Annotated in this window: 8 protein-coding genes and 2 pseudogenes; 7 read left to right on the forward strand and 3 right to left on the reverse strand. The window is 71.5% G+C overall.

The annotated features are described in order from the left end of the window. Window positions 1–38: 38 nt before the first annotated feature. The 6 genes from AB0I68_RS01950 to aceE all read left to right on the forward strand — a co-directional run bounded on the left by AB0I68_RS01950 (window position 39) and on the right by aceE (window position 10,292). Window positions 39–1,565, forward strand: coding sequence for a leucyl aminopeptidase (locus AB0I68_RS01950; protein ID WP_363175202.1), 1,527 nt, complete (start codon window positions 39–41; stop codon window positions 1,563–1,565). 344 nt (window positions 1,566–1,909) lie between these two features. After that, window positions 1,910–3,298 (forward strand): dihydrolipoyl dehydrogenase, encoded by a 1,389-nt coding sequence (gene lpdA / locus AB0I68_RS01955; protein WP_363175203.1) that lies wholly within the window; start codon window positions 1,910–1,912, stop codon window positions 3,296–3,298. 54 nt (window positions 3,299–3,352) lie between these two features. Further along, complete coding sequence (gene sucB, locus AB0I68_RS01960) at window positions 3,353–5,155, forward strand: 2-oxoglutarate dehydrogenase, E2 component, dihydrolipoamide succinyltransferase (RefSeq protein ID WP_363175204.1); 1,803 nt, start codon at window positions 3,353–3,355, stop codon at window positions 5,153–5,155. Window positions 5,156–5,270: 115 nt separating this feature from the next. Beyond that, a complete protein-coding gene (locus AB0I68_RS01965) occupies window positions 5,271–6,605 on the forward strand; it encodes a hypothetical protein (RefSeq protein WP_363175205.1) in 1,335 nt (444 codons plus the stop codon). 147 nt (window positions 6,606–6,752) lie between these two features. Continuing rightward, window positions 6,753–7,376: a GntR family transcriptional regulator gene (locus tag AB0I68_RS01970; protein ID WP_363175373.1), complete on the forward strand. Its 624-nt coding sequence runs from the start codon at window positions 6,753–6,755 to the stop codon at window positions 7,374–7,376. A 219-nt stretch (window positions 7,377–7,595) separates the two neighbouring features. Beyond that, window positions 7,596–10,292, forward strand: a complete 2,697-nt coding sequence (gene aceE, locus AB0I68_RS01975; RefSeq protein ID WP_363175206.1) for a pyruvate dehydrogenase (acetyl-transferring), homodimeric type — start codon at window positions 7,596–7,598, stop codon at window positions 10,290–10,292. 190 nt (window positions 10,293–10,482) lie between these two features. On the opposite strand, the pseudogene AB0I68_RS01980 reads toward aceE, so the two are convergent. Continuing rightward, window positions 10,483–10,950 (reverse strand): annotated as a pseudogene (locus tag AB0I68_RS01980) (cellulose-binding protein); the annotation flags it as partial. 219 nt (window positions 10,951–11,169) lie between these two features. Further along, window positions 11,170–11,958 (reverse strand): annotated as a pseudogene (locus tag AB0I68_RS01985) (serine/threonine-protein kinase); the annotation flags it as partial. Between the two features lie 165 nt (window positions 11,959–12,123). Here AB0I68_RS01985 and AB0I68_RS01990 point away from each other — a divergent pair. Continuing rightward, complete coding sequence (locus AB0I68_RS01990) at window positions 12,124–12,642, forward strand: DUF4240 domain-containing protein (protein ID WP_363175207.1); 519 nt, start codon at window positions 12,124–12,126, stop codon at window positions 12,640–12,642. Window positions 12,643–12,673: 31 nt separating this feature from the next. On the opposite strand, the gene AB0I68_RS01995 is transcribed toward AB0I68_RS01990, so the two are convergent. Next, on the reverse strand, window positions 12,674–13,444 hold the full coding sequence (locus tag AB0I68_RS01995) for an SDR family oxidoreductase (protein WP_363175208.1): 771 nt from the start codon (window positions 13,442–13,444) through the stop codon (window positions 12,674–12,676). Window positions 13,445–13,460 lie beyond the last annotated feature (16 nt).

Genomic DNA, 13,460 nt, shown 5'->3' on the forward strand with positions numbered 1-13,460 from the left:
TCGGCCCACAACACAAACGGAAGCGAGACTTCACTACCGTGACTGCTCTGACTCTCAGCACTGCCGGCGCGGCGACGCTCCGCGCCGACGCCCTCGTGGTCGGCGTGGCGAAGGGCCCGAAGGGCCCGGTCGTCGCAGCGGGCGCCGAGGCCGTGGACAAGGCGTACGACGGAAAGCTCGCCGCCGTGCTCGACGCACTCGGCGCCTCGGGCGCCGAAGGCGAGACCACCAAGCTGCCGGCCCCGGACGGCCTGAAGGTCCCGGTCGTGCTGGCGGTCGGACTCGGCCCCGTCCCCGAGAAGGACGAGTCGTACGACGAGGAGGCCCTGCGCCGCGCCGCCGGCGCCGCCGCCCGTGCGCTGCACGGCACCAAGAAGGCCGCCTTCGCCCTCCCCCTGAACGACGCCTCCGCCGTCACGGCCGTCGCCGAGGGCGCACTGCTGGGCGCGTACGCCTTCACCGCCTACCAGGGCGGCGAGAAGAAGGGCAAGAACGGCGGCCCGAAGCAGCCGCTCGCCGAGGTCGCCCTGCTGGGTGCCAAGCCGCGCGACAAGGAGCACAAGGCCGCCGTCGAGCGCGCCACGGTCGTCGCGACCGAGGTCAACATCGCCCGCGACCTGATCAACACCCCGCCGAACGACCTCACCCCCGAGGCCTTCGCCGCCGTCGCGTCCGCGACCGCCAAGGAGCACGGGATCAAGGTCCAGGTCCTCGACGAGAAGGCGCTGACCAAGGGCGGCTTCGGCGGGATCATGGGCGTCGGCAAGGGCTCCGAGAACCCGCCGCGCCTGGTGAAGATCGCCTACACCCACCCCAAGGCGGAGAAGCACCTCGCCTTCGTCGGCAAGGGCATCACCTACGACTCGGGCGGCATCTCCCTGAAGCCGGCCGGCCACAACGAGACGATGAAGTGCGACATGTCCGGCGCCGCCGCCGTGTTCGCCTCCGTCGTGGCCGTGGCCAAGCTGGGCCTCGAGGTCAACGTCACCGGCTGGCTCGCGCTCGCCGAGAACATGCCCTCCGGCTCCGCCACCCGCCCGGGCGACGTGCTGCGCATGTACAGCGGCAAGACCGTCGAGGTCCTGAACACCGACGCCGAGGGCCGCCTCGTCCTCGGCGACGCGCTGACCAAGGCCTCCGAGGACAACCCGGACGCGATCGTCGACGTCGCGACCCTGACCGGCGCGATGATGGTGGCCCTGGGCAACCGGACCTTCGCGATCATGGCCAACGACGACGCGTTCCGCACCTCGATCCACGAGATCGCCGAGGAGGTCGGCGAGGCCTCCTGGCCGATGCCCCTCCCCGCCGACCTGCGCAAGGGCATGGAGTCCCCCACCGCCGACATCGCCAACATGGGCGAGCGCATGGGCGGCGGCCTGGTGGCCGGCCTCTTCCTGCAGGAGTTCGTCGGCGAGGGCATCACCTGGGCGCACCTCGACATCGCGGGCCCGGCCTTCCACGAGGGCGCCCCGTACGGCTACACCCCCAAGGGCGGCACCGGCTCGGCCGTGCGCACCCTGGTGCGGCTGGCCGAGCGTACGGCCACCGGCGACCTGGGCTGACGTACCTCACATAACCGCACATATCACGCCTGAGGCGTGACGCCTCACGCGTGATATGTGATGCGTGACGCACCCCGGGGCCTCGAAGATCAGTCGATCGAGGCCCCGGAGTCGTTCACCCACAACGAAATCCGTACGTTTCTACGCCTCGGTAACCCCTGCTTCGGGCAGAACCACCTGCCACAGTCCGGGCCCGGCGTCCCGCGTTCCCCCGACAAATGCGAAGATGGGTTCTCGGCAGGACAGGGCCCCCACCACAGGGCCGAAGAAACAAGCGGCCGATTACCAGCCGCCGCCCGGTCACAGAGGACCGGTGCCCGGCGCACATGCATGGAGGACGTGACGTGGCGAACGACGCCAGCACCGTTTTCGACCTAGTGATCCTCGGCGGTGGCAGTGGCGGTTACGCCGCGGCTCTGCGCGCATCCCAGCTGGGTCTGGACGTTGCCCTGATCGAGAAGAACAAGCTCGGCGGCACCTGCCTGCACAACGGCTGCATCCCCACGAAGGCCCTGCTCCACGCGGGCGAGATCGCGGACCAGGCGCGCGAGGCCGCCCAGTTCGGCGTGAAGGCCACCTTCGAGGGCATCGACATCGCGGGTGTGCAGAAGTACAAGGACGAGGTCATCTCGGGCCTGTACAAGGGCCTGCAGGGCCTGGTCGCCTCCCGCAAGGTGACGTACATCGAGGGTGAGGGCCGCCTTTCCTCGCCGACCTCCGTCGACGTGAACGGCCGGCGCATCCAGGGCCGCCACATCCTGCTGGCGACCGGCTCCGTGCCGAAGTCGCTGCCGGGCCTGGACATCGACGGCAACCGCATCATCTCCTCGGACCACGCGCTGGTCCTGGACCGCGTCCCCGAGTCGGCGATCGTCCTGGGCGGCGGCGTCATCGGCGTCGAGTTCGCCTCGGCGTGGAAGTCCTTCGGCTCCGACATCACCGTGATCGAGGGCCTCAAGCACCTCGTCCCGGTCGAGGACGAGAACAGCTCGAAGCTGCTGGAGCGCGCGTTCCGCAAGCGCGGCATCAAGTTCAACCTCGGCACCTTCTTCGACAAGGCCGAGTACACCGAGACCGGCGTGCGCGTCACGCTGGCCGACGGCAAGACCTTCGAGGCCGAGGTGCTGCTGGTCGCCGTCGGCCGCGGCCCGGTCTCGCAGGGCCTCGGCTACGAGGAGCAGGGCGTCGCGATGGACCGCGGCTACGTCCTGGTCGACGAGTACATGCAGACCAACGTGCCGACGATCTCGGCTGTCGGTGACCTCGTCCCGACCCTGCAGCTCGCGCACGTCGGCTTCGCCGAGGGCATCCTGGTCGCGGAGCGTCTGGCCGGTCTCAAGACCGTCCCGATCGACTACGACGGCGTTCCGCGCGTCACGTACTGCCACCCCGAGGTCGCCTCCGTCGGCATCTCCGAGGCCAAGGCCAAGGAGATCTACGGCGCGGACAAGGTCGTGGCCCTGAAGTACAACCTGGCGGGCAACGGCAAGAGCAAGATCCTGAAGACCGCGGGCGAGATCAAGCTCGTCCAGGTCAAGGACGGTGCCGTGGTCGGCGTCCACATGGTCGGTGACCGGATGGGCGAGCAGGTCGGCGAGGCCCAGCTGATCTACAACTGGGAGGCTCTGCCGGCCGAGGTCGCGCAGCTCATCCACGCGCACCCGACCCAGAACGAAGCGCTCGGCGAGGCCCACCTGGCCCTGGCCGGCAAGCCGCTTCACTCCCACGACTAATTCGTCACGGGCGCGACGACCACTTCCGCACATTCGTTAGGAGCAACTGAAACCATGTCGGTTTCCGTAACCCTTCCGGCGCTCGGAGAGAGCGTTACCGAGGGCACTGTCACCCGCTGGCTGAAGGCCGAGGGCGAGCGCGTCGAGGCCGACGAGCCGCTGCTCGAGGTCTCGACCGACAAGGTCGACACCGAGATCCCGTCCCCCGCGTCCGGCATCCTGGCGTCCATCAAGGTCGCCGAGGACGAGACCGTCGAGGTCGGCGCCGAGCTGGCCGTCATCGACGACGGCTCCGGCGCGCCGGCTGCCGCCGAGGCCGAGACGGTCGTCGCCGAGGTTCCGGCCGCGCCGGCTCCGGTCGCCGAGGCCCCCGCGGCCCCGGCCCCGGTCGCCGAGGCTCCGGCCGCCGCTGCCCCCGCCTCCGGCACGGACGTCGTCCTCCCCGCGCTGGGCGAGAGCGTCACCGAGGGCACCGTCACCCGCTGGCTGAAGCAGGTCGGCGAGTCCGTCGAGGCCGACGAGCCGCTGCTCGAGGTCTCCACGGACAAGGTCGACACCGAGATCCCGGCGCCGGTCTCCGGCACGCTGCTCGAGATCCGGATCGGCGAGGACGAGACCGCCGAGGTCGGCACCGTTCTGGCCGTCATCGGCGTCGCCGGTGCCGCTCCGGCCGCCGCCCCGGCTCCGGTTGCCGCTGCCCCGGTGGCCGCTCCGGCCCCGGTCGCGGCTGCCCCGGTCGCCGCTCCGGCTCCCGTCGTGGCCGCCCCGGCCGCTGCCGCCCCGGCTCCGGCCGCTGCCGCCCCGGCTCCGGCCGCTGCCGCCCCGGCTCCGGCCGCCGCTCCGGCGCCCGTGGCCGCTCCGGCTCCGGTTGCCGCCCCGGCTCCGGTCGCCGCCCCCGCTGCCCCCGCCGCTCCGGTCTCCGCCGGTGACGAGGGCGCGTACGTGACCCCGCTGGTGCGCAAGCTCGCCTCGGAGTCCGGCGTCAACCTGGCCTCGGTCTCGGGCACCGGCGTCGGTGGCCGTATCCGCAAGCAGGACGTCCTGGCCGCCGCCGAGGCCGCCAAGGCCGCCGCTGCCGCCCCGGCTCCGGCCGCCGCCCCGGCCGCCAAGGCCCCGGCTGCCGCCGCGGTCTCGGAGCTGCGCGGTCAGACCGTCAAGATGACCCGCATGCGCAAGGTCATCGGCGACAACATGATGAAGGCGCTGCACTCGCAGGCTCAGCTCAGCTCCGTGGTCGAGGTGGACATCACCAAGATCATGAAGCTGCGCGAGCAGGCCAAGGCGTCCTTCCTGGCCCGCGAGGGCGTCAAGCTCTCGCCGATGCCGTTCTTCGTCAAGGCCGCCGCCCAGGCGCTGAAGGCCCACGCGGTCGTCAACGCCCGGATCAACGACGACGAGGGCACCATCACCTACTTCGACTCGGAGAACATCGGCATCGCCGTGGACTCCGAGAAGGGCCTGATGACCCCGGTCATCAAGGGTGCCGGTGACCTCAACCTGGCGGGCATCTCCAAGGCGACCGCCGACCTGGCCTCCAAGGTCCGCGGCAACAAGATCACGCCGGACGAGCTGTCGGGCGCGACCTTCACCATCAGCAACACCGGCTCGCGCGGTGCGCTCTTCGACACGGTCATCGTGCCCCCGAACCAGGTCGCCATCCTGGGCATCGGTGCCACGGTCAAGCGCCCGATGGTCATCGAGACCCCCGAGGGCACCGTCATCGGCGTCCGCGACATGACGTACCTGACCCTGTCCTACGACCACCGCCTGGTGGACGGCGCGGACGCGGCCCGGTACCTCTCGGCCGTCAAGGCGATCCTCGAGGCCGGCGAGTTCGAGGTCGAGCTCGGCCTCTGAGGCACACGCCGCATCGGCAACGCCTCGTACGGCGCCCCCGCCCGGAACCACTTCGGGCGGGGGCGCCGTCGTCATACCCTGGTGGGTCCATGTGGGACATCTCGGGGGGCGTCGTATGGCTCGTGCACAGGTGACGGATCTTGTCGTGGTACTGCCGGGCATCATGGGCAGCCGGCTGGCGGACGCCGACGGCACGGCGGTCTGGGACCTGTCGGGCGCGGCCCTGTTACGAGGCCTGCGGACCTTCGGCCGCTCCGTGACCGCCCTGCGCCTCCCGAAGGACATCGGCGACGGGGACCCGGGCGACGGCGTCGTCCCCGTGGGCCTGATGCCCGATCTGCACGCCCTCCCCGGCATCTGGCACCCGGTGGACGGCTACACGGACCTGCTGCGCTGGCTGGAGCGGCACTTCACCCTGTCCGTGGCCGACAACCTCCTCACGTTCCCGTACGACTGGCGCCTGTCCTGCCGCTACAACGCGGAGCGGCTGAAGGGCCGGATCGACCTGGAGCTGGAGCGCTGGCGGGCTTCGGCCCCGGAGCGCCGCGAGGCCCGGGTGGTCTTCCTCTGCCACTCGATGGGCGGGCTGGTGGCCCGGCACTACGCGGAACGCCTCGGCGGCCACGAGGTCACCCGCCGTCTGATCACCCTGGGCACCCCGCACCGGGGCTCCGTGGAGGCCCTGGCCGCCCTGGTCAACGGCAGCCGCCTCCTGGGCCCGGACCTCGGCACGTTCGCCCGCAGCCTGCCGTCCCTGCACCAGCTGGCCCCCGACTACGCGTGCGTGACGGGGCCACAGGGCCTCGCGTACGCCCGCGACCTGCCGGGCCTGCCGGGCGTGGACCCGGCCCTGCTGGCGGATGCGGCCCGCTTCCACGCGGACCTGCGCAGCGCCCCGCCGCGGGCCGAACTGCACGCGATCGTCGGCGTCGGCCAGCCCACGGCGGCGAGCGCCGCCTACGCGGACGACCGCCTGACGCTCCTGCCGGAGCTCGACGGCGCCCGTGCGGGCGGCGACGGCACGGTCCCCCGTCTCGCGGCCCTGCCGGCGTCCGGGGCCGGCGAAGGCCACGCGGTGACCGAGTCCTTCACCCCGTACGAGCAGCACGGCTCCCTGCACAACAACCGGGGCGTACGGGACGCCCTGTGGGGTCTCCTGGGCCACACGCCCCCCGGCACGGCCGAGGACGCCGCCGGCTCCCGCCTGGGCGTGCAGGCGCCCGCCCTGCTGCCGGCCGGAGCCCCGTACGAGGTCACGGTCACGGCGACCGGCGAGGAACTCCTCCTCACGGCGGAGCTCCGCCCGGCGGACGGCAACCGCCCGACAGCCCGCACCCTGCGCAGTCTGGGCGGGGGCCGCTACGCCGGCGCCTTCCCGCCGCCGCAGCCGGGCGCGTACCGCCTGGCGGTGGGCGGGGTGACGGCCCTGAGCCTGGTGGCGGAACGGTGACCCGCGGCGTCCGCCCCCTCGTCCGGGGCCTCTTGTAACCAGCCTCACCCAACGGCCCTGACCAGGAACGCATCCCTGCGGCCTACTCCGCCGTATTGTCTACGCATCGAAGCGATGCACGCCCCCACAGGAGATGAAGCCCCGATGATCACCCCACCCGTCGTGCACTCGCTGCGCGAGCAGATCCGCGAGCACATCGTGGAGGGGATCGTCAGCGGGCGCTGGAAGCCCGGCGAGCGGATCGTCGAGCGGAGGATCGCCGTCGAGCTCGAGGTCAGCCAGACGCCCGTGCGCGAGGCCCTGCGCGAGCTGGAGACGCTGCGGCTGATCGAGTCGGCGCCGAACAAGGGCGTGCGCGTACGGAACCTGTCCGCGGCCGACCTGGAGGAGATCTACCCGGTCCGGGCCGGCCTCGAGCAGATCGCGGCCGAGCTGGCCGCGCCCCGGCTGGCGACCGACTGCTCGGCGCTGGAGCCGCACGTGGCGGCCCTGTGGGAGGCCGACCGCACCGAGGACGGGACCGCGCAGGTGCGGCACACCGTCGGGTTCCACCGGGAGCTGGTGCGGGCGGCCGGGAACAGCGTGCTGCTGCACACCTGGGAGAGCCTGGGCATCGAGGTCTTCACGGCCCTGTCCATCCGCTGGCTCGGAACCGTGCAGAAGTCGTACGCCGAGGAGCACGCGGCCCTCGTCGAGGCGTTCCGCAATCAGGATCCGGACATCGGCGTGCTGGTGAAGCGGCATGTCCTGGGGTGCGCACCCCGCGCCTGACGGGTCGGTCTGTCCTGGTTTGCCCGGCACCGGGTGCCTATTTTCGTGGCACCCGGTGCCGACTTTCGCTCGCTGGACATTTCTTCGCCACATTCGTTTGATCGATCATCGATCAGCGATTTACAGTCGACGGCGGACCCCAACCTGGTCCACCGACCCTGTCCTGCCCGTCAGGGATTTTTCACCACCTCTCCTTTGTCCGGAAGGCGGCGCACACCGATGTCCGACCCCGTAGGAAAGCTTCCGAGCGAGCTCGACCAGCTCCCGGACCGCGACACCGAGGAGACCGCCGAATGGGCGGCCTCCCTCGACGCCGTCGCCAAGGCCGCCGGTACGCGCCGCGCCGAATACCTGCTCCGCCGCACCCTCCAGCACGCCGAGGCCGCCGGCCTCGCCCTGCCGAAGCTGCTGGAGACGGACTACGTCAACACCATCCCCACCTCCGCGGAGCCCGAGTTCCCGGGTGACGAGGAGATGGAAGCCAAGATCACCGCGTGGAACCGCTGGAACGCGGCCGCCATGGTGACCCGCGGCTCCAAGTACGGCGTCGGCGGCCACATCGCCACCTTCGCCTCGGCGGCCTGGCTCTACGAGACCGGCTTCCAGCACTTCTTCCGCGGGAAGGAGGCCGACGGATCGGGCGACCAGCTCTACATCCAGGGCCACGCCTCCCCCGGCATCTACGCGCGCGCCTTCCTCGACGGGCGCATCTCCGAGCAGCAGCTCGACAACTTCCGCCAGGAGGCCGGCGGCAACGGCCTGCCGTCCTACCCGCACCCGCGGCGCCTGCCGTGGCTGTGGGAGTTCCCCACGGTCTCCATGGGCCTCGGCCCGCTCTCCGCGATCTACCAGGCGCGCTTCAACCGCTACCTGCAGAACCGGAGCATCAAGGACACCGCCAACTCGCACGTCTGGGCCTTCCTCGGCGACGGCGAGATGGACGAGCCCGAGTCGACCGCCGCCCTGGCCCTGGCCTCCCGCGAGCAGCTCGACAACCTGACCTTCGTCATCAACTGCAACCTGCAGCGCCTCGACGGTCCGGTCCGCGCGAACTTCCGCGTCGTCCAGGAGCTGGAGGCCCAGTTCCGCGGCGCCGGCTGGAACGTCATCAAGTCGCTGTGGGGCTCCGCCTGGGACGAGCTCTTCCAGCTCGACACCACGGGCGCCCTGGTACGCCGCCTGCGCGAGGTACCGGACGCGCAGTTCCAGACGTACGCGACCCGCGACGTGGCCTACATCCGCCAGCACTTCTTCGGCGCCAACGCCGAGCTCGTGCAGCTGGCCGGCGTGCTCTCCGACGCGAAGATCGCCGAGTGCTTCCACAGCTCCCGCGGCGGCCACGAGCCCCGCAAGGTCTACGCCGCGTACAAGGCCGCCCTGGAGCACAAGGGCGCGCCGACGGTCATCCTCGCGCAGACCGTCAAGGGCTACACGCTGGGTGCCGGGTTCGAGTCGAAGAACGCGAACCACCAGATGAAGAAGCTGACGACCGACGAGTTCAAGAGCATGCGCGACCTGCTCGGACTCCCGATCCCGGACAGCGCCTTCGTCGACGGCAAGGTCCCCTACGGCCACCCGGGCGCGAACAGCCCCGAGGTGCAGTACCTGAACGAGCGCCGCGCGGCCCTCGGCGGCCCGGCCCCGGCCCGCAAGGTCCACCACGTGGCCCTGCCGGCTCCGGCCGAGCGCTCCTTCGCCCCGCTGCTCAAGGGTTCCGGCAAGCAGGAGATGGCCACCACGATGGCCTTCGTCCGGCTCGTGAAGGACCTGATGCGGGACAAGGAGACCGGCAAGCGCTGGGTGCCGATCGTCCCCGACGAGGCCCGCACCTTCGGCATGGAGTCCCTCTTCCCGTCGGCCGGCATCTACTCGCCGCTGGGCCAGACGTACGAGCCGGTCGACCGCGACCAGCTCATGTACTACAAGGAAGCCAAGGACGGCCAGATCCTCAACGAGGGGATCACCGAGGCCGGCGCCATGGCCGACTTCATCGCCGCCTGCACGTCGTACGCGACGCACGGCGAGCCGATGATCCCCTTCTACATCTTCTACTCGATGTTCGGCTGGCAGCGCACCGCCGACCAGATGTGGCAGCTCGCCGACCAGCTCGGCAAGGGCTTCATCGTCGGCGCCACCGCCGGGCGCACCACGCTGACCGGTGAGGGCCTGCAGCACGCGGACGGCCACTCGCACCTGATCGCGTCCACGAACCCGGCGTCGCTCAACTACGACCCGGCCTTCGCGTACGAGATCGCGGTGATCGTCAAGGACGGTCTGCGCCGCATGTACGGCGAGCCGACGCCCGGCGAGGACTCGAACGTCTTCTACTACCTCACGGTCTACAACGAGCCGAAGGTCCAGCCGGCCATGCCGGAGGGCGTGGAAGAAGGCATCCTCAAGGGTCTGTACCGCTTCAACACGGCGGCCGACCTGGACGGGGCCGCCCCGGCCGCCGACGCCCCGAAGATCCAGCTGATGGCCTCGGGTACGGCGATCCACTGGGCGCTGGAGGCGCAGCAGCTGCTGGCCGCCGACTGGAACGTGGCCGCCGACGTCTGGTCCGCCACCTCCTGGGGCGAGCTGCGCCGCGACGCGCTGGAGTGCGACGAGGCGCTGCTGCGCGGCGAGATGCGCACCCCGTACGTCACGCGCGCGCTCGAGGGTGTCGCCGGCCCGGTCCTCGCGGTGTCCGACTGGATGCGTCAGGTCCCGGACCAGATCAGCCAGTGGGTGGAGCAGGACTGGACCTCGCTCGGTACGGACGGCTTCGGTCTGTCCGACACCCGTGAGGGCGCCCGCCGCCACTTCGGTGTCGACGCGCAGTCGATCGTGGTGGCCGCGCTGGCCCAGCTCGCCCGCCGCGGCGAGGTGCCGGCGTCCGCCATCAAGGAGGCGCGCGAGCGCTACGGCCTCTGAGCCGTACGCAGGATCCGGCCGTGAGGCGGTACGCCCCCGTGGGGGCGGACCGCCTCACGGCGTTTCAGCGGGCGTAGTCCTGCGCCTGCTCCTGTTCGGCGGGCTTCCCGAGGGATCCCCTGGGGGCGATCAGCAGCTTGCGCAGGGCTTCCAGGTTGTCGGCGATCTGCCGGCGCTCCGCGTCGATCTCGGCCAGCTGGCGGTCGGACTCGCCGTGGATCCGCTCCGCCCTGGCGTTGGCGTCGGCGACGATGTCCTCGGCCTGGGTCTGCGCGGTCTGCACGCTCTGGCGGGCTCGGCGCTCGGCGTCCGTACGCAGCTTCTCGGCCTCCAGGCGCAGCTGCTCCGCGCGGAGCTCGATCTCCGCGAGCCGCTTCTCGGCCTTGGCCTGACGCGCGGCCAGGTCGCGCTCGGACTGCTCACGGCGCTTGCGCAGGTTGGTCTCGAAGTCCAGGGCTGCCCGGGCCGCCATGGCGCGGGTCTCCTCGAAGAGTGCGTCGGCCTCCTCACGCCTGGCGGCCACGTGGCTCACGGCTTCGGCGCGCAGGGTGGCGGCCTCGCCCTCGGCCTTCTCGCGCGCCGCCGCGACGGCCGCCGCGACCGCGGCGTCCGCCGCCTGCGCCGCCTGGGCGTGGGCTTCCCGGAGGACTCGCTCGGCCTCCTTCCGCGTTGCCGCCGCGTCCGCCTCCGCCTGGGCCCGTACCCGGGCCGCCTGCTCCTGGGCGTCCTCCGCCACGAACCGGGCGAGGGCGTGGGCGTCGGCCAGGGCCTGGACGACCTTGGTCTTGGCCTCGCGCGTGACGAGGTTCGTCTGTCTGTGCTCGGCGAGCTGTGCCCGCAGGCCCGTGACGACGGTTGCCGCATCACCGGGCCGGTCCTCCCGGTCTTTGGCGAGCAGGCGCATCACCAGGGCGGTGACCTCGGCGGGGAGCCCGGAGGCGACCTCGGAGAGCGGGACGGGAAGCTCGTAGATGTGGTGGTAGAGCAGCGCGTGCGCGGTGGAGGGGATGAACGGCGGGCGGCCCGAGAGGCCCTCGTAGAGCAGACAGCCCAGGCTGTAGAGGTCGGCCCGGTGGTCGATGTCGCGGTCGCCGCGGCACTGCTCGGGGGACATGTACAGGGGGGTGCCCAGTTTGGCGCTGCCCGTGGTGAGTTCGGCGATCCTCAGCGTCTCACCGAGGAATTTCGCCAGGCCGAAGTCCAGGACCTTGATCACACCGGTGCCGGTGAGCATGACGTTCTGCGGCTTGATGTCCCGGTGGACGATGCCGCGCTCGTGCGCGGCGGCCAGGGCGGCCGCGATCTGGCAGCCCCAGTTCACGACGTCGTACCAGGGCACGGGCGCGGACTCCTTGAAGGTCTGCGCGAGCGTCCGGCCGTCAAGGCGTTCCATGACCAGATAGAGCATCCGGCGGCCGGCCACCCAGGCCTCGCCGCAGTCGTGGACGGTCACGGTGTGGCGGTGGGGGAGGTTGGCGGCCGAGCGCACTTCGTGCGTGAACCGCCGCTCGACCTCCTCCTCGTCCATGCCTCGCACGGCATCGACGAGCTTGGCGGCCACCGGGCGCAGCATCCGCACGTCGACGGCGCTCCAGACCTCCCCCATGCCCCCTCCGCCGAGCCGCTCCTCCAGCCGGTACCGGCCTTCGAGTAATTCCCCCCGCATCAGTGCCCCTTCCACCCCTCGGCTGCCGTGTTCCGAGTATGGGGCCCGGTCCCGGCGATTCCGTGCACGGGTGGAGGCCGGTGGAGGCCAAAGGAAGGCCGACACCGGCCTTTGGCCGTATGCGCGGTGGCGGCGAGGGGGCGCACCCGTGATGCTGGAGCGGTGATGGACGAGACGGAGTTCTGGGAGATCGTCGACCGTACCCGCGAGGCCGCCGAGGGTGACCCCGAGGAGCACGCCGAGCTGCTCGTGGAGCGGCTGGCGCAGCTCGATCCGGACTCCGTCCTGGACTTCGCCCGGCACTTCGAGTCGCGGTACAACCGGGCGTACACGTGGGACCTGTGGGGCGCGGCCTGGGTGCTGCTCGACGGGGCGAGCGACGACGCGTTCGACTACTTCCGGTGCTGGCTGATCGGCCAGGGCCGGGAGGTCTTCGAGGGCGGGGTGCACGACCCCGACGCGCTCGCGGAGCTCCTGGAGGAGTTCGACGAGGACATCGACGGGGACGGCGAGGAGCTGGGGTACGCGGCCGACGAGGCGTACGAGCAGCTGACCGGGGCGGTGGCACCGGACTTGGGGATTCCGCTCCAGGCCGCGGAGCCGGAGGGCACCCCGCTGGACTTCGAGAACGAAGCCGTGCTCGCGGAGCGCTTCCCCCGGCTGTGGGACCGCTTCAGAGGCTGAGCGCCGGGCAGCGCCCGGCGAAGGAGACGGCCTAGTAGTGGGTACCGCCGTCGATGCGGATCTCCGTACCGGTGATGAAGGCGCCGTCCTCGGAGCCCAGCATGGCGACGACGCCGGCGACGGTCTGCGGGCCGGCGAAGCCCTGGCCGATGGCCGGGGCCAGCTTGGCGAACAGGCTCCAGTCGGTGTCCTCGGGCAGGCCGGGGCCGTTGCCCGTGGTCATGCCGCTCTCGATGGAGCCGGGTGCGACGGCGACGAAGCGCAGGCCCTGCTTGCTGTACTCGGCGGCCAGCGCGTGGGTCATGGACTGGATGCCGCCCTTGCTGGCCGCGTACGCGGACATGTACGGGTGCGCGAAGGACGCAGAGGTGGAGCTGAAGTTCACGACGACCGGCTGGTCGCCCTCCAGCAGCGCCGGGAGCGCCTCGCGGATCACCAGGAAGGTGCCGGTGAGGTTGACCCCGATGACCTTGTTCCAGAACTCGAGGGTGGTCTGGTGGGTGTGCGCGGAGCGCAGGATGCCCGCCGCGTTGACCAGCACGTCGAGCCCGCCGAGCGTCTGGACGGCGGCGGCGATGCCGCTCTGCACGGCGGCCTCGTCGGATATGTCGAGGACGGCGGTGGTGAGCCGGTCGGCGCGCCCGTCGGCGAGGGCCTGGTCGGCGGTCGCCTTCAGGCCCGCCTCGCTCACGTCCACGGTGTGGACGCGGCCGCCCTCGGCGAGGATGCGGTGGACGGTGGCCTGGCCGATGCCGGAGCCGCCGCCGGTGATGAGGACGCGACGTCCTTCGTAACGGTTCATGGGGCGAGCGTACCGC

Source organism: Streptomyces sp. NPDC050448 (assembly GCF_040655295.1).
In the GTDB taxonomy this organism is placed as follows: Bacteria; Actinomycetota; Actinomycetes; order Streptomycetales; family Streptomycetaceae; genus Streptomyces.